A 16,875-nucleotide genomic window follows, 5' to 3' on the forward strand; every position below is an offset into this window, starting at 1 on the left:
AAAAATCTGTGCTAGAGTCATTCCCCATGAAATTCGCGTCCCCCGCTTTTTATTTTTATTTTTATGGTTTTCTGAAGCCGCTGGCGGAGGAAGGGACGCGCTCAATCTGAAGTTTGGAAAGAATCCCCCCAAAAAAGCCGCCAGCGAACTGGCGGCTTTTTTTGCGCCGCCGGTTGAGGAATCCCTCGGGAACCATCCCCGTGGCGGGCAACCCAGGAGCAGTACCGTGTCGCACAATACCGATGACCTTCGTATTCGAGAAATCAAAGAACTGAACCCGCCCGCGCACGTCATGCGCGAGTTCGCCTGCACCAAGGAGGCGTCCGACACCGTGTTCGCCGCCCGCCAGGCGATGCACCGCATCCTGCATGGCATGGATGACCGGATGATTGTCGTGATCGGCCCCTGCTCGATCCACGACACGCGCGCGGCCATCGAATACGCGAAGCGTCTGAAGCCCGTGCGCGACCGCCTGAGCGCCGACCTGGAAATCGTGATGCGGGTGTATTTCGAGAAGCCGCGCACGACGGTGGGATGGAAAGGCCTGATCAACGATCCCGATCTCGACGGCAGCTTCGACATCAACAAGGGCGTGCGCGTCGCCCGGGAACTGCTGCTGGACATCAATAGCCTGGGGCTGCCCGCGGGGTGCGAATTCCTGGACATGATTACCCCGCAGTACATCGCGGATCTGGTCTCCTGGGGGGCGATCGGGGCTCGGACGACGGAAAGCCAGGTGCATCGCGAGTTGGCTTCCGGGTTGTCGTGTCCGGTGGGGTTCAAGAACGGTACGGACGGCAATGTGAAGATCGCCGTGGACGCCATCAAGGCGGCGTCGCAGCCGCATCATTTCCTGTCGGTCACCAAGGGCGGGCATTCCGCCATTGTGTCGACGGCCGGCAACGAAGACTGCCACGTCATCTTGCGCGGCGGCAAGGCTCCCAACTACGATGCGGAGAGCGTCGAGGCGGCCTGCCAGGACATGGCCAAATCCGGTCTGGCCCAACGCATCATGATCGACGCCAGCCACGCCAACAGCAGCAAGAAGCCCGAGAATCAGCCGCAGGTCGTCGAAGACGTGGCGCGCCAGATGGAATCGGGCGATGCCCGGCTGGTGGGCGTGATGGTGGAAAGCCACCTGCTGGGCGGCCGCCAGGACATGGTGCCGGGCACGCCGCTGGTCTACGGCCAGAGCATTACCGACGGCTGCATCGACTGGGATGCCTCCGTTGCCGTGCTCGAGCGCCTGGCCCATGCGGTGCGCGAGCGCCGCCGGGTTGCGCTGACTTCCGGCAAGTAAAACGGGCGGGGGCGCGCCGCGGATCGCCTGCGCGTGGCGGTTTGCGGCGCAGCATGCGCGGCGGCGTAGAATAATCGAATTACCGAACCCGAGAACACGCTGATCATGAACGCTTCCTTGCACGCTGAAACGTTGCGCCGACCGGTCCCGGCTGCCTGTCTGGATGCCTTGCGCGCGCGCTTCGGCGACCGCTTGTCCGAGTCGTCCGCCGTGCGCGAACACCACGGCCGCGACGAATCCCCGTATCCGGCCATGCTGCCGGACGCCGTGGTCTTCGCGCACACGACCGAGGAAGTCGCCGAGGTCGCCAAGCTGTGCAACGAGTACCGCGTTCCGCTGATTCCCTACGGCGCGGGTTCGTCGCTGGAAGGCCACATCCTGGCGATCCAGGGCGGCATCAGCCTCGATCTGTCGCAGATGAACAAGGTGCTGGCGGTGAACGCCGAAGACCTTACCGCCACCGTGCAGGCGGGCGTGCTGCGCAAGCAGCTCAACGAAGAGATCCGCGACACCGGCCTGTTCTTCCCGATCGATCCCGGCGCCGACGCCAGCCTGGGCGGCATGGCCGCCACGCGCGCTTCCGGCACCAACGCCGTGCGCTACGGCACCATGCGCGAAAACGTCATGTCGCTGACCGTGGTGACGGCGGACGGGCGCATCGTCCGCACGGCGGGGCGCGCGCGCAAGTCGTCGGCCGGCTACGACCTGACGCGCATCTTCGTGGGCAGCGAAGGCACGCTGGGCATCATCACCGAAGTCACGGTGCGTCTGTATCCGCAGCCCGAGGCCGTGTCGGCCGCGGTCTGCAACTTCCCCACGCTCGACGCCGCCGTGCAGAGCGTTATCGAAATCATCCAGATGGGCGTGCCGGTCGCCCGCGTCGAATTCATGGACGCGGCCAGCGTGCGCTCGGTGAACCTGCACAGCAAGCTGAGCCTGCGCGAAACCCCGCTGCTGGTGTTCGAATTCCACGGCAGCCCGGCGGGCGTGCAGGAACAGGCCGAGACCGTCCAGGCGATCACCGCGGACCATGGCGGCATGGACTTCGAATGGGCCGAACGTCCCGAAGACCGCAGCCGCCTCTGGACTGCCCGCCACAACGCCTATTTCGCCGGCCTGCAACTGCGTCCCGGATGCCGCGCCAGCACCACCGACGTATGCGTGCCGATCTCGCGCCTGGCGGATTGCGTGCGCGACACCGTCGAGGAACTGGACCGAGCCAGCTTCCCGTATACGATCGTGGGCCACGTCGGGGACGGCAATTTCCATGTGCTGATGCTGCTCGACGCCGACAGTGCCGAGGAATGGCAGGAGTCCGAAACCATCAACCACAACCTGGTGCGCCGCGCGATCGCCGCCGACGGCACCTGCACCGGCGAGCACGGCGTGGGCCTGCACAAGATGCAGTTCATGGCCGAGGAACATGGCGAGGACGCCCTGGAACTGATGCGCAGCCTGAAGCACGCGTTCGATCCGAACAACATCCTGAACCCGGGCAAGATCGTTTCCTGGCAGGCCTGAGGCGGCCTCGCCGCCAGCAATCGAAGCCGACGCACCGCCGTCGGCTTTTTTTTTGCGCCGGGCGCGGGCTTCTGCCCCGGAAAAGTGTCACCCATGTCCCCGTACGCCTGTTACCTATGTCCCCGGTCCATACAGCCAGCCCCCTTGGGGGGCAGCAAGCCCCGGAAAGGGGCGCAGCGTGGGGGCCGGCCCGCCGCCGGGCCGCCCCAAGGCGGGCCAGCCCCCTTGGGGGGCAGCAAGCCCCGGAAAGGGGCGCAGCGTGGGGGCATCAACTAACTACTGGTTACGTATCTGCAGGCGCCACCCCCCCGGATGCGGGTAAATCCCGGCCTGCTTATAGCGGCCTCTCGCGCTATTGTTGCGCTCATGAATTCATTGGTCGAAACCGGCCTGGCACAAGTGCAGGCGCCTTATTCTTTGCAGCAGCTCATCGAGGCCCTGTCGGCGGCTTTGCCCGCGCACTGCATACTGTTCCGCGAGGAAGATACCCGCCCTTACGAGTGCGACGGCCTTTCCCTTTACCGCGCGCTGCCGGCGGTCGTTGCCTTGCCCGAAACCGAGGAGCAGGTGCAGGCCGTCATGCGCATCTGCAAGCGGTTGAACGCGCCCATCGTGGCGCGCGGCGCGGGCACCGGCCTATCGGGCGGCGCCATGCCGCACAGCCGGGGCGTGCTGCTCGGCCTGTCGAAATTCAACCGCATCAAGCACATCGATCTGGCGAGCGCGACGGCCATCGTCCAGCCCGGCGTGCGCAACCTGGCCATCTCGGAAGCCGCCGCGCCTTACGGCCTGTACTACGCGCCCGATCCCTCCAGCCAGATCGCCTGTTCGATCGGCGGCAACGTCGCGGAGAATTCCGGCGGGGTGCACTGCCTGAAGTACGGGTTGACGGTGCACAACGTGCTGCGCGTGCGCGTGGTGACCATCGATGGCGACGTGGTCGAGCTCGGCTCGGAAGCGCCGGATGCGCCTGGCCTGGATCTGCTGTCCGTTTTCATCGGGTCGGAGGGCATGCTGGGCGTGGTCACGGAAGTCACGGTCAAGCTGATACCCAAGCCGGCCTGCGCGCAGGTCGTCATGGCCAGTTTTTCCAGCGTGGAGGCCGCCGGCAACGCGGTCACGCAAGTCATCGCCCAGGGCATGATCCCCGCCGGCCTGGAAATGATGGACCGGCGCGCGACGCATATGGTCGAACCCTTTGTGCGCGCGGGCTACGACATGGACGCGCAGGCGATCCTGCTGTGCGAATCGGATGGCACGCCCGAAGAGGTGGAGCACGAGATCGCGCGCATGGAGGCCGTGTTCCGCGCGGCGGGCGCCACGCGCTGCCAGGTCTCGGCTTCCGAGGCCGAGCGCCTGAAGTTCTGGGCTGGCCGCAAGAATGCGTTTCCGGCCGCGGGCCGGGTGTCGCCCGATTACTATTGCATGGACGGCACGATTCCGCGCCGCCATCTGGCGCGCGTGCTGGGCGCCATCGAGCAGATGGAAGACGAATTCGGACTGCGCTGCGCCAACGTATTCCACGCGGGCGACGGCAATCTGCATCCGTTGATCCTGTTCGATTCGAACAAGCCGGACGAAGTGGAGCGTGCCGAGAAATTCGGCGCGGCCATTCTTGAACTGTGCGTGCAGGTAGGAGGGACCGTGACCGGAGAGCACGGTGTGGGAATGGAGAAGATAAATCAAATGTGCGTGCAATTCTCTCGCGAAGAACTCGACGCGTTCCTGGCGGTAAAGCGGGCGTTCGACCCGCCGTGCCTGCTCAATCCTGAAAAGGTCATCCCCACGCTGGCCCGCTGCGCCGAATACGGCAAGATGCATGTCCATGCTGGAGAGTTGCGCTTCCCCGATCTCGCCCGTTTCTAGGACGCATCCCCTATGGATTTCGTCCTGTCGGAGTTGTGCGACCAGGTCATGACGGCCCGTGCCGGCCACAAACCCCTGTTCGTGATGGGTGGCGGCAGCAAGGCGTTCTACGGCAATTACCGCCCGGTAACGCCGCAGGACGGACATTGCCTGCTGGACATGACACCCTATCGAGGCATCGTCAGCTACCACCCTTCCGAGCTGGTCGTGACGGTGCGCGCTGGAACCCCTTTGGCGGAACTGGAAGCCGCGCTGGCCGAGAACGGGCAGATGCTGGCATTCGAGCCGCCGCATTTCTCACCGGCCGCCACGGTCGGCGGCTGCGTCGCGGCGGGCCTTTCGGGGCCGCGCCGCATGAGCGCCGGCGCGCTGAAGGATTTTGTGCTGGGCGCGCGGCTGCTGGATTCGGAGGGGCGCATCCTGTCGTTCGGCGGCGAGGTCATGAAGAACGTGGCGGGCTACGACGTCTCTCGCCTCCTGGCCGGATCGCACGGTATCTTCGGCGCGATTCTGGACGTCTCCTTGAAGGTCGTGCCCCGGCCGATGGAAGAGCTGACGCTGGTGCTGCCCGCCACACAGGCGCAGGCGCTGGCCAGTTTCGCCCTGTGGCGCGGCAAGCCCCTGCCGATTTCGGCCACCAGTTGGGCCGGCGGCGACGGCGATGCCGAAGGCGCGATGACGGTGCGCCTGTCCGGCGCGCCTCCGGCTGTTGCCAGCGCCCGCCAATTGATCGGCGGCGATCCGCTGGCGCCCGAGGCGGCGGCAGGCTGGTGGCGATCACTGCGCGAGCAGACCCATCCCTTTTTTACGCCGGGCCGACCATTGTGGCGCCTGGCCTTGCCGCCCACGGCCGCCGCGCTCGGGCTGGGCCCGACCCTGCTGGAGTGGGGAGGAGGGCAGCGCTGGCTGTCGGGCTCGCACGACGCGGCCGCGCTGCGCGAAACCGCGGCGCGGCTGGGCGGGCACGCGACGCTGTTCCGGACCGGCCACGGCAAGCCGCCGGCCGACGGCGTATTCCATCCGCTGGCGCCGGGGATCGCTTCGATCACGCGCCGGCTCAAACAAGAGCTCGATCCGGCCGGCCTGTTCAATCCCGGTCGCCTGGTCCTGGAGCTATAGAGCATCATGCAAACCAAGCTGGCATCCTGGGCACGCGATACCGATCTGGGCAACGAGGCCGACGCCATCCTCAGGCGTTGCGTGCACTGCGGCTTCTGCACGGCCACCTGTCCGACCTATCAGGTGCTGGGCGATGAACTGGACAGCCCGCGCGGACGCATCTACCTCATCAAGCAGGTGCTGGAGGGCGCCGAGCCCACGCAGTCCACTCAGCAGCATCTGGACCGCTGCCTGACCTGCCGCAATTGCGAAACCACGTGCCCCTCGGGCGTCGAGTACGGGCACCTGGTGGACATCGGCCGCAAGATCGTGGACGAGCGCGTGTCGCGTTCCTGGGGCGACCGGACGAAGCGCACCCTGCTGCGCAAGGCCATGATGTCGCCGCTGTTCGCGCCCGCGATGCGGTTGGGGCAGGCCGTGCGCGGCCTGCTGCCTGAATCGCTGAAACGCAAAGTGCCTGAACGCCGCGACGCCGGCGCGCTGCCGCAAGTGGCCGGGCATGCCCGGCAGGTGCTGATGCTGGCGGGCTGCGTGCAGCCCGCCATGATGCCGACGATCGACGCCGCCACCATCCGCGTGCTGGATGCCGTCGGTATCGGCGCGCGCATCGCGCCGGGGGCCGGCTGCTGCGGAGCCGTCAGCTTTCACCTGGATGCGCAGGACGACGCGCTGGCGCAGATGCGCGCCAATGTCGATGCCTGGTGGCCGCTCGTGCAGGACGGCAAGGTCGAGGCCATTGTCATGAACGCATCCGGTTGCGGCGCCATGGTGAAAGAGTACGCCCACCATCTGCGGCACGAGTCCGCCTACGCGCAGAAGGCCGCGGACATCGTGGCGTTGGTGAAGGACGTGGCCGAGATCGTCGCGCCGCATGCCGCGCAGTTGCGCGAGCGCTTGCCCGCGGGCACCCGGGCGGCGTTTCATCCACCGTGCACCTTGCAGCACTGGCAGGGCCTGCGGCCGCTGTCGGAGCAATTGCTTGCCGAGCTGGGCTTCGAATTGCAGCCGTTCGCCGACAAGCACCTGTGCTGCGGTTCGGCGGGCGCCTATTCCGTGCTGAATCCCGAGATTGCCTTGCAGTTGCGGGACCGCAAGCTGAGCGCCATTTCCGCTGGCGGGCCGGACGTGATCCTGTCCGCCAACATCGGCTGCATCGGCCACTTGCAAAGCGGCACCGATACGCCGGTGCGGCATTGGATCGAGGTCGTGGACGAGCGCCTGAGATCTGCGGCGGGGTGATGTCGCGGTGGTGTCAGACACCCGTGGGGCGCCGGCTTCCGTCTGGGCGGGCGTCTCGTAAGGGTGTCAGACACTGGCAAGTTCAAGGTGTCTGAAACCAGCAAATCCCAGGTGTCTGACACCCCTATGTTTCAGGTGTCTGACACCCTTACTGGCAGGCCGCCAAGTTCGAGTTGGCGTCCCCGGGTGTCAGACACCTCCACAGGCAACAGCTCCATTCCACCGCCCCTGCGCGCGGCCGGCGCAAAAAAAAGCCCCATGGCGAACCATGGGGCAGGGGCTTTTCAACCCACTATTCCGGCCAGGCTTACCACGCCGCTGGCCGGCACTGCGCGCAAACGTCCGGCGTCAAGCCGTTTGCGCGCGAGTCCAGGCGATGAGCGCGGCGGTGAGGTCGCGCAGATCGGCTTTCAGGCGGCCGTAGTTCTCGGACGGGCGCAGCGTGACCTCGTCCATATAGAGCTTGCGGTTGATCTCGATCTGCAGACTGTGGCGGCCTTCCTGGGGGCGGCCGAAGGCGCGCACCAGTTCCACGCCCTTATAGGGATCGTTCACGGTGACGTCATAGCCGCGTTCGCGCAGCCAGGCGGCGATGAATTCGCGGAAGGCCGGGTCGCTGGTGCTGCCGTCGCGGTCGCCCAGCACGAAATCGGGGTGGACCAGGCCGGGGCGGTCGGTGGCGAAGGCGCCAGCGACGCTGGGCATGGAGTGGCAGTTGATGTGCCAGACCTTGCCGAACTTCCGGTGGGCGTCGTCCAGCACGCGGCCGAGGGCGGCGTGATAGGGCTTCCAGCAGGCGTTGATGCGGTGGCGGACTTCCTCGACCGTCAGCTTGCGGTCGTACAGCGGCGTGCCGTCATCGAGCATGCGCCAGATCAGGCCCTTGCCCAGCTTGACCTTGGGCGAGGCGTTGAGCGCGTCGGGCCAGGGTTCATCCAGCAGCAGTTCGTCGATCTCGTCGGGCGCGCGGTTGGCGTCGATGTAGGCGCGCGGGAAGGCGGCGGCGATCATGGGCACGCCCATCTCGAGGGCGTCGCTCCAGAGGTCGTCAACCCAGGTGTCCTCGGCTGTGCGCAATGCGCCAAAGTCCACCGCGGCCGCGAAATCGGGAGGGTAGGCGGTGCCGCTGTGCGGGGAGTCCAGCACGAGCGGGGCCGAGGATTCCGAATCCGGATATTGCTGCGGAAGGTCGAGCCGGTAAGACAGGGGTTGGGTAATTCGCATATGGGGGGAGTGCGTTCGTGAATCGGAGGCCCCCGCGCCCCTGAAGGCGGCGGGGACCGAAGATCGATCAGTCGATCTTCACGTTGGCTTCTTTGGCGATGCGCTTGTTCTTGGCGATTTCAGCCGAGATCTGCGCGGCGAATTCGGCCGGGGTGTTGGCGGCCGGCGCGGCGCCCAGGGCTTCCAGGCGGGTCTTGACGTCGGCTTCGGCGCTGACCTTCTGCACGGCCGCGTTCAGCTTGTCCAGCACGGGCTGGGGCAGCTTGGCGGGAGCCACCAGGCCGAACCACGAGGCGTCGTTCACCGCCGGCAGGCCGGCTTCGGCGAAGGTGGGAACGTCGGGCAGGGACGCGACACGCTTGGGCGAGGCGACGGCCATGGCGATCAGGCGGCCGGATTGCACGTGCGGCAGCGTGGAGGGCAGGTTGTCGTACATGACGTCGACCTGGCCGGCCAGCGCGTCGTTGAGTGCCGGGCCCACGCCGCGGTAAGGAACGTGCATCAGGTTGGTGCCCGAGGCCATCTTGAACAGTTCGCCCATCATGTGCGAGACCGAACCGTTGCCGGCGGACGCGTAGGTCAGCTTGCCCGGTTCGCTCTTGGCCAGCTTGATGAGGTCGGCGATATTCTTGGCCTGGACCTTCGGGTTGATGGTCATGATGTTCGGCACGGCCGCCAGGTTCGAGATGGGCGTGAAGTCCTTCTCGCCATCGAACGGCAGGTTCGGGTAGATGGCCGGGTTGATGCCGTGCGTGCTGACGGTGGCGATGCCCAGAACATAGCCGTCCGGCGCGCTGCTGGCGACGAACGCGCTGCCGATCGAGCCGCCGGCGCCGCCGCGGTTTTCCACCACGACGGTCTGGCCCAGTTCCTTGCTCAGCTTGTCGGCGAACAGGCGGCCGACGATGTCGGTCGTGCCTCCGGGCGGGAAGGGTACGATCAGGCGGATGGGCTTGGACGGGTACGCGTCTTCAGCGTGCGCGATGCCCGAGGTGAGCGGCGTGGCCAGGGTCGCGGCGGCGACACACAGGCCCAGGACAACTTTACGGCGTTGCATGGATTCCCCTAATGAATTGGAAAGCGGATGCGCAAAGGCAGACGCAAACGCAACGATTCTTTCCTGACCGCCCTGTTTGCGCAAACGAAAGTTTCTCCGTAAGCTATGACTTTTTTTCATGCCTCTTTTGGCGGCGGCCGTCTAAGCCGCTGTTTTTTGCCTCTCAATCTGAAACAATTTGTGTTTCGCGGCGAGGCGCGGGACCGATTCTCTGAAGCGTCCCGGGCAAGAACTGCCCCGCAGCGGGCAAGGAGCCCACGGCAACCGTGGGAGCGATATTTATGCGGCGTTTCTGTCCCTCTTTAACGGATCTTCAGGCGTTCGAAGTGGCTGCGCGGCACAGCAGTTTCACGCGCGCGGCGCAGGAACTGTGCGTGACGCAAGGCGCGGTCAGTAAACAAGTGAAACATTTAGAGGAGTTCGTAGGCATCGAACTATTCCTGCGGATCAGGCAAGGCCTGGTTCTGACCGAAGCCGGGCGCAGCTATCTCACCAAGATCCAGGCCGGCCTGGGCCAGATCGAAGCCGCCACCGTGGAGCTGATCGCGCATCAGGGGCAGGGAGGCACGCTCAACCTGACCTGTATGCCGACCTTCGGGGCGCGCTGGCTGATCCCGCGCCTGACTGCCTTCATGCGCCTGCGGCCGGACATCCACGTGGAATTCCTGCCGCACCGCCAGGGCTATGATTTTTCCACGCCCGAGCTGGACGCCGCCGTGCGCTTCGGCGAAGGCATCTGGCCGGGCAGCGGGGCCGATTACATCGTCGGCCGCGAAATCCTGCCGGTGTGCAGCCCGCGCCTGATTCCGGGCGGCTGTACGTCGCCGGTGGATCTGCTGGCATATCCGCTGCTACACCATACCTCGGCGCTGGAAGGCTGGCGCGACTGGTTCGAGCAGGCGGGCTGCGATACCCGGCGCAGCCTGGAAGGCGCCCGCTTCGACCAATACGCGTTGCTGTCGCAGGCCGCCGCGGCGGGCTTCGGGGTGGCGCTGATACCGCGCTGCCTGATCGAAGACGAACTGCGCGACGGCAAGCTGGCCGTCGCCATCCAACTGCCCATCCGGGCGCGCATGGGCTACTACCTGTGCTATCCGGAACAGAAGGCCAACCTGCCCACGCTGCAGGCGTTCCGCACGTGGCTGATGGAAGTCTCGCGGGCCGCCGAGCCGCAGCCGCAGGAAGAAGCCCACTCCGATCTAAAATAGCGTCATCATGAGTCAAACATCTACCAAGAAAGGCCGCGTTGTCGTCGGCATGTCCGGCGGGGTCGATTCTTCGGTCACCGCCTGGCTGCTCAAGCAGCAGGGCTACGAGGTCGTCGGCCTGTTCATGAAGAACTGGGAAGATGACGACGATTCCGAATATTGCTCCACGCGCCAGGATCTCCTGGACGCCGCCAGCGTGGCGGACCTGGTCGGCGTCGAGTTCGAGTTCGTCAACTTCGCCGCCGAATACAAGGACCGCGTGTTCGCGGAATTCCTGCGCGAGTATTCCGCGGGGCGTACGCCCAATCCCGACGTGCTCTGCAACGCCGAGATCAAGTTCAAGGCCTTCCTGGACCACGCCATGGCGCTGGGCGCCGAGCGCATCGCCACCGGCCACTACGCGCGCGTGCGCGAGGTGCCGGCGGCGGGCGGCGGCACGGAGTTCCAGCTGCTCAAGGCGCTGGATGCGTCCAAGGACCAAAGCTATTTCCTGCATCGCCTGAACCAGGCGCAGTTGTCGCGCACCCTGTTTCCGCTGGGCGAAATCCACAAGACCGAGGTGCGGCGCATCGCGCACGAGATAGGCCTGCACAATGCCGCCAAAAAGGACTCCACGGGGATCTGCTTCATCGGCGAGCGCCCGTTCCGCGAATTCCTGAACCGCTACCTACCGACCGAGCCGGGCCCGATCATGACGCCCGAAGGGATGACGGTCGGCCGCCACGAAGGGCTGTCGTTCTATACGCTGGGTCAGCGCAAGGGCCTGGGCGTGGGCGGCGTGAAGGGGCGGCAGCGCGAAGACGGGACGGCCGAGGCCTGGTACGTGGCCCGCAAGGACCTGGAGCGCAACGTGCTGTACGTAGTCCAGGGGCATGACCATCCCTGGCTGCTCTCGACCGAACTGCGGGCGCAGGACGCGAGCTGGATCGCGGGCCGCCCGCCGGTATCCGGCGCCTACGGCGCCAAGACGCGCTACCGGCAGGCGGATGCGGCATGCCGTCTCGACGGCGCCGCGGATGCGGCCTTCGCGCTGGATTTCACCGAGCCGCAGTGGGCAGTGACGCCCGGGCAGTCCGCGGTGCTTTACGATGGCGACGTTTGCCTGGGGGGCGGCATCATCGTGTAGGTGATGCGCCGGCCTGCGCCGGGACGCGCCCGCCGGGCGCCGACCTTTTCCGAGGCCCCTGGGGCGCTGCTCCAGGGGCCTTGTTCATGACCAAGAAGAAATAGGAGACTGTTGTGGATGTAACGATGTTGATTTGCCTGCTGGTGCTGGGCGGCGTGGTCGGCTTTGCCGCGGGCCTGCTCGGCATCGGCGGCGGCATGCTGCTGGTGCCGTTCCTGACGATGCTGTTCGCGTGGCAGGGCATGCCCGCCGAGCTGGTGGTGCACGCGGCCATCGCCACGTCGATGACCTCGATCCTGTTCACGTCCGTCTCCAGCGTCCGGGCCCATCAGCAGCGGGGCACGATCAAGTGGAACATCGTCTGGGCGATGGCGCCCGGCATCATCATCGGCGGCCTGTTCTCGGGCGGCGCCGTGTTCGCCGCGCTGAGCACCCTGTGGCTGTCGCTGTTCTTCGCGCTGTTCGTCGGGTATTCCGGATGGAGCATGCTGCGCAACAAAAAGCCCAAGCCCAGCCGCCAGATGCCTGGCGTCGTGGGCACCAGCGCGGCCGGGGCGGGTATCGGTTTTCTGTCGGGCCTGGTGGGCGCGGGCGGCGGCTTCCTGTCGGTACCGTTCATGGTCTGGTGCAACGTAGCCTTGCACAACGCGGTGTCGACGTCGGCGGCGCTGGGCTTTCCCATTGCGCTGGCCAATAGCGTGGGCTATGTCGTGTCGGGCCTGAACGCGGGTGAATCGCGTCCCGGCATGCTGGGCTACATCTATTGGCCGGCGCTGCTGGCGCTGGTGTGCACCAGCGTGCTGACGGCCCCGCTGGGCGCGCGCATGGCGCACCGCCTGCCAGTGCAGACATTGAAACGCGTGTTCGCCTGCTTGCTGTTCGCGCTGGCCGGATACATGCTGTTCAAGGCCTGGCAAACCTTTACCGGCTGAACATAGAGCCGCACGGCCCGACGGAGAGCGGTGTGGCCAAGCGAGGCCGCATGGATCCGGGCTCCGCCGGTCCGTAGCGGCGCCCCCCTGGGGGGAAGCGCGCAGCGCTTCGGGGGGGGGCTACCCCGGTATCGTGTCGATGAACGATTGGCGCTGAGACAGCTTGTCGTACAGACGCGCCAGGTTCTGGTGGTTGGAGCGCCAGTCGAGCGAGGCGAAGCGCAGGTCCAGGTAGCCCAGCGCGCAGCCGACGGCGATATCCGCGAGGCTATAGTTGATGCCCATGCAATGCGCGTTTTCGCCCAGGCTCTTGTTCATGGCGTCGAGGCTGGCGTGGATCTTGGAGTACTGGCGTTCGATCCATTCCGGGCTGCGCTGAGCCTCGGGACGCTGGTTTTCCTTGACGATGGTCACACAGGCGTCAAGGAGGCCATCGGCGATGGCTTCCCAGCATTTGACGGCCGCGCGGTCGCGTCCCGGCTGGGGAATCAGGCGGGCGACGGGAGACAGGGTGTCCACGTATTCGACGATGACGCGCGAGTCGAAAAGGGCGCCGCCATCTTCCATGACCAGGCACGGAACCTTGCCCAGCGGGTTGTACGTTTGGATCTGCGTGTCGGCGGACCAGACGTTTTCGAGTTCGAGCCGGTAGTCCAGCTTTTTCTCGGCCATGACGATACGCACTTTGCGCACGTAAGGACTGGTAAGCGAGCCGATCAGTTTCATGGAGTCACAAGCGGAGTCGGAAAGCGGCCGAAGTATAGCAGGCCGCATGGCGGTCAGACCGTCCGCAGGCCGGAATCTTCGCCAGTTTGCCACAATGTTGCATGCTTCCGGATGATAAAATCGCCCGATTCGCTCATTCCCCGCTTTTTCTTTCCCAGACCATGCAAATCGCCGATCAGCTTAGCCAACTCAACGCCCTTTCGCCATTGGATGGCCGGTACGCTTCCCGGGGCGACGCGCTGCGCGGCCTGCTGTCGGAGGCAGGCTTCATGGCGCACCGCGTCGAGGTCGAAGTGGCCTGGCTGGTCGCGCTGTCCGATGCGGGCCTGCCCGAGCTGCCGGCCTTTTCCGAGACCGCCCGCGCGCGCCTGCAACAATTGGTGCGCGACTTCTCCGAAGCGGACGCCGCCCGCATCAAGGACATCGAACGCGTCACCAACCATGACGTCAAGGCCGTCGAATACTGGCTGAAGGAAAAAGTGGCGGATGACGCCGAGCTGGCCCGCGCCGCCGAATTCATCCATTTCGCCTGCACCTCCGAGGACATCAACAACACCTCGCATGCGCTGATGCTGACCCGTGCCCGCAACGAGGTCGTGGTGCCGCGCCTGCGCGAGCTCGCCGCCAAGCTGAACGAAATGGCTATCGCCCAGGCCGACCAGCCCATGCTGTCGCGCACGCACGGCCAGCCCGCCAGCCCGACGACGCTGGGCAAGGAATTCGCCAACGTGGCCGCGCGCCTGAACCGCGCCATCGCCGCCGTCGAGGCCGTTGAGCCGCTGGCCAAGCTGAACGGCGCCACCGGCAACTACAACGCCCACTTGTCGGCATATCCAGAAATCGATTGGCCTGCCTTCAGCCAGCGCGTGCTGGCCGGCCTGGGGCTGACCCAGAACCGCCACACGATCCAGATCGAGCCGCACGACTGGATGTCGGCCCTGTTCGACGCCATCACGCGCGCCAACATCATCGTGCTGGACCTGGACCGCGACATCTGGGGCTACGTGGCGCTGGGCTACTTCAAGCAGCGCCTGAAAGAGGGCGAGGTCGGCTCGTCCACCATGCCGCACAAGGTCAACCCGATCGACTTCGAGAACTCCGAAGGCAACCTGGGCCTGGCCAACGCCGTGCTGCGCCATCTCGCCGACAAGCTGCCGGTCTCCCGCTGGCAGCGCGACCTGACCGACTCCACGGTGCTGCGCAACCTGGGTGTGGGCCTGGGCTACTGCCTGGTGGCCTGGGATGCCTGCATGCGCGGCCTGGGCAAGCTCGAGGTCAATACCGCAGCCATCGATGCCGACATCGATGCATGCTGGGAAGTGCTGGCCGAGCCGGTGCAGACCGTCATGCGCCGCTATGGCCTGCCGCAGCCTTACGAACAGCTCAAGGCTTTGACGCGGGGCAAGGGGATCACCGAGGAAGGCCTGCGAGAATTCATCCAGGGCCTGGCGCTGCCTGAAGAGCCGAAGGCCCGCTTGCTGGCGATGACCCCGCGTTCGTATATCGGGCTGGCTGCCGCGCTGGCCCGGGCGGTATAGTCGCCATGCCGCGCGCAATGCGCGCGGCGCCTTGTTTGACCTTACGGGAGATAGCAATGAAGAAGTTGTCCACGCTCGTCGCGTTGGCCTGTATGACCGTTGGGCCGTTGCTGGCGACGAACGCCTCCGCCCAGTTCGCCAAGCCCGAAGATGCGGTGAAGTATCGCCAGTCGGCGCTTACGCTGATGGCCTCGCATTTCGGCCGCATGGCGCCGGTGGTGAAGGGCCAGGCGCCCTATGATGCCGCACAGATCAAGGCTAATGTGGAAGTGCTGAAAACGCTGTCGGCGCTGCCCTGGGCGGCATTCGGTCCGGGCACGGAAGGCGGCGACGCCCGTCCGGAAGTCTGGAGCGATGCGGCCGGCTTCAAGCAGAAGCAGCAGGCCTTCCAGGACAACATCGTCAAGCTGTCGGCTGCGGCCGACTCCGGCGACCTGAACAAGCTGCGCGCGGCGTTCGGCGATGTCGGCGCAAGCTGCAAGGCCTGCCACGATTCGTACCGCAAGAAGAAGTAAGCCGCTTGCGCACAAAAAAGCCCCTCGAATCTCGAGGGGCTTTTTTACGCCAGGCGGATCAGGAAAACGACATGTCCGCCGCGACTTCCAGCGAGCGGATCCAGAGTACCAGGCCGGTAACGCAGGCGCCGAGCAACAGGGCGCGCAGCCAGATGGCGACGCCGTCTTGCGTGGGCGGCGTGCCGGCGGGCACGTCCTTGGCGTCGACCTTGCCGGTGATGATCGCGCGCACTAGGCGCTTGCGGCGCACCAGCGCATACCAGGCCACGGCGGCCAGGTGCAGCGCCACCAGGCCGATGATGACCCACTCGTTGAGCTTGTGCCAGGACGTCATGGCGCCGGCGAAGGCTTCGCTGACGTGCCCGAACAGCGGGCCCTGCGTCATGATGTCATCGGTGGTGAACAGGCCGCTGGCCGCCTGGAACCCGATCACGAGCAGCAGCGCCACGACCGACAGCGCGCCCAGTGGGTTGTGGCCGGCTGGCGCGGTGCCGCCTTTCAGGTAGCCGGCCACGGCCGCCGGGCCCCGCAGGAACTGTGCGAAGCGGGCGTAGCGCGGGCCGAAGATCCCCCACAGCAGCCGGAACAGGATCAGGCCCAGTGCCGTGCAGCCGAAGCGCACGTGCCAATCCATGTACAGGCCGCCGAGCTTCACGCTGACGAAGGCGCCGACGATACAGACGACGAGCGCCCAGTGGAATAAGCGGGTGGGGAGGTCCCAGATGTGGACCGCGAGACGGTTGTTCTGCATGTGGGGAGCGCCAAGGCTGGGGCCTGCCGATACCAACAGGCCCTGGATGCAAGGGACTTTATCACGCAAGGGCCGCCCCGCCGCCGGAGGGGCGGGCAGGGCGGGCGGGGGTTAGTGGAAGCCGCGGCGCACCGGTTCGATGCGATGCACGTGCTCGTGGCGGAAGCGGATGCGCTGGCCGGGGGCCTTTTGCGCGGATGCGCCGCAGGGCACGACTTCGGTCGTGTAGGTGGTCGTGCCGTCGATCGGCGCATTGAAGATGACCGTCGCGCGGATTTCCGGGCCGTCGATCGGCTTCAGGTAGACGATGTCGCCGACGTGGATCGGCATGTTGTCCAGCTTGGTGTGGGCCGGACGTCGGATCAGGTCCGAGGAGGTGAAATGGATATTCATGGTGTTTGTTCTCTTGGTTTCTAGTTATGGGAAAAGCCGGTGGTGCCATGGTTCGAAGGCTTGCCATGACACTACCTCACAACAGCCGCCGGCCCTTTGCGCATTCTCATGTTTTCACGTGCGGGGCCGGGGGTGGCGATGCCATCGCCAAGTCTGGCGTAGCATCATTTCAGGCATGTGGCGCGATAGCGCGACAGTGCGTTTGCCAGCGCAAAATGCGTCTGGCGTCGGGTTCTTGCCGGAAAACGCCGCAAGGCAGCTGCGGCGCAGCTTGCTTTCGGCATGGCTTTTGTTCGGTGCGGCTTGTGTGCAGGGCCGCCTGGGTTGGTTTCGCGCCGTTTTGTTTTCTGATGGAAATTG

The 16,875-nt window shown here is 65.8% G+C and carries 15 protein-coding genes; 10 read left to right on the forward strand and 5 right to left on the reverse strand.

The window, feature by feature from the left end:
* Window positions 1-226: 226 nt before the first annotated feature.
* From aroG to glcF, 5 genes are all read left to right on the forward strand, one after another.
* The gene (gene aroG, locus AGI3411_RS27675) at window positions 227-1,300 is read left to right on the forward strand and encodes a 3-deoxy-7-phosphoheptulonate synthase AroG (protein ID WP_129530520.1); all 1,074 of its coding nucleotides are present in this window, start codon (window positions 227-229) and stop codon (window positions 1,298-1,300) included.
* 105 nt (window positions 1,301-1,405) lie between these two features.
* The gene (locus tag AGI3411_RS27680) at window positions 1,406-2,821 is read left to right on the forward strand and encodes an FAD-binding oxidoreductase (RefSeq protein ID WP_129530521.1); all 1,416 of its coding nucleotides are present in this window, start codon (window positions 1,406-1,408) and stop codon (window positions 2,819-2,821) included.
* Window positions 2,822-3,187: 366 nt separating this feature from the next.
* A complete protein-coding gene (locus tag AGI3411_RS27685; RefSeq protein WP_129530522.1) occupies window positions 3,188-4,687 on the forward strand; it encodes an FAD-linked oxidase C-terminal domain-containing protein in 1,500 nt (499 codons plus the stop codon).
* A gap of 12 nt (window positions 4,688-4,699) precedes the next feature.
* A complete protein-coding gene (gene glcE / locus AGI3411_RS27690) occupies window positions 4,700-5,806 on the forward strand; it encodes a glycolate oxidase subunit GlcE (protein ID WP_129530523.1) in 1,107 nt (368 codons plus the stop codon).
* Between the two features lie 6 nt (window positions 5,807-5,812).
* Window positions 5,813-7,045 carry a glycolate oxidase subunit GlcF gene (gene glcF / locus AGI3411_RS27695; protein WP_129530524.1) on the forward strand — a complete coding sequence of 411 codons (1,233 nt, stop codon included), beginning with the start codon at window positions 5,813-5,815 and terminating at the stop codon, window positions 7,043-7,045.
* Window positions 7,046-7,393: 348 nt separating this feature from the next.
* Here the strand turns inward: glcF and AGI3411_RS27700 are convergent, their stop codons facing one another.
* A complete protein-coding gene (locus AGI3411_RS27700) occupies window positions 7,394-8,269 on the reverse strand; it encodes an N-formylglutamate amidohydrolase (protein WP_129530525.1) in 876 nt (291 codons plus the stop codon).
* A 67-nt stretch (window positions 8,270-8,336) separates the two neighbouring features.
* On the reverse strand, window positions 8,337-9,326 hold the full coding sequence (locus tag AGI3411_RS27705) for a Bug family tripartite tricarboxylate transporter substrate binding protein (protein WP_129530526.1): 990 nt from the start codon (window positions 9,324-9,326) through the stop codon (window positions 8,337-8,339).
* Between the two features lie 281 nt (window positions 9,327-9,607).
* Between AGI3411_RS27705 and gcvA the strand changes: the two genes are divergently transcribed.
* The 3 genes from gcvA (at window position 9,608) to AGI3411_RS27720 (ending at window position 12,592) form a co-directional block, all read left to right on the forward strand.
* Window positions 9,608-10,534 (forward strand): transcriptional regulator GcvA, encoded by a 927-nt coding sequence (gene gcvA / locus AGI3411_RS27710; RefSeq protein ID WP_129530527.1) that lies wholly within the window; start codon window positions 9,608-9,610, stop codon window positions 10,532-10,534.
* Between the two features lie 7 nt (window positions 10,535-10,541).
* Window positions 10,542-11,660: a tRNA 2-thiouridine(34) synthase MnmA gene (mnmA, locus tag AGI3411_RS27715; RefSeq protein WP_129530528.1), complete on the forward strand. Its 1,119-nt coding sequence runs from the start codon at window positions 10,542-10,544 to the stop codon at window positions 11,658-11,660.
* A gap of 113 nt (window positions 11,661-11,773) precedes the next feature.
* Entirely contained in the window at window positions 11,774-12,592 is an 819-nt protein-coding gene (locus tag AGI3411_RS27720; protein WP_129530529.1) for a sulfite exporter TauE/SafE family protein, read from the forward strand.
* Window positions 12,593-12,712: 120 nt separating this feature from the next.
* Here the strand turns inward: AGI3411_RS27720 and AGI3411_RS27725 are convergent, their stop codons facing one another.
* Entirely contained in the window at window positions 12,713-13,318 is a 606-nt protein-coding gene (locus AGI3411_RS27725; RefSeq protein ID WP_129530530.1) for a glutathione S-transferase, read from the reverse strand.
* A 161-nt stretch (window positions 13,319-13,479) separates the two neighbouring features.
* On the opposite strand from AGI3411_RS27725, the gene purB reads away from it, so the two are divergent.
* Window positions 13,480-14,856 (forward strand): adenylosuccinate lyase, encoded by a 1,377-nt coding sequence (gene purB, locus AGI3411_RS27730; protein ID WP_129530531.1) that lies wholly within the window; start codon window positions 13,480-13,482, stop codon window positions 14,854-14,856.
* A gap of 56 nt (window positions 14,857-14,912) precedes the next feature.
* Complete coding sequence (locus AGI3411_RS27735; RefSeq protein WP_129530532.1) at window positions 14,913-15,371, forward strand: c-type cytochrome; 459 nt, start codon at window positions 14,913-14,915, stop codon at window positions 15,369-15,371.
* 58 nt (window positions 15,372-15,429) lie between these two features.
* On the opposite strand, the gene AGI3411_RS27740 is transcribed toward AGI3411_RS27735, so the two are convergent.
* Both AGI3411_RS27740 and AGI3411_RS27745 read right to left on the reverse strand, forming a co-directional pair.
* Window positions 15,430-16,122 (reverse strand): cytochrome b/b6 domain-containing protein, encoded by a 693-nt coding sequence (locus tag AGI3411_RS27740; protein ID WP_129530533.1) that lies wholly within the window; start codon window positions 16,120-16,122, stop codon window positions 15,430-15,432.
* A 111-nt stretch (window positions 16,123-16,233) separates the two neighbouring features.
* Window positions 16,234-16,515 (reverse strand): hypothetical protein, encoded by a 282-nt coding sequence (locus tag AGI3411_RS27745; protein ID WP_129530534.1) that lies wholly within the window; start codon window positions 16,513-16,515, stop codon window positions 16,234-16,236.
* Window positions 16,516-16,875: the final 360 nt, after the last annotated feature.

Source organism: Achromobacter agilis (assembly GCF_900496965.1).
Classification (GTDB): Bacteria; Pseudomonadota; Gammaproteobacteria; order Burkholderiales; family Burkholderiaceae_B; genus Achromobacter; species Achromobacter agilis.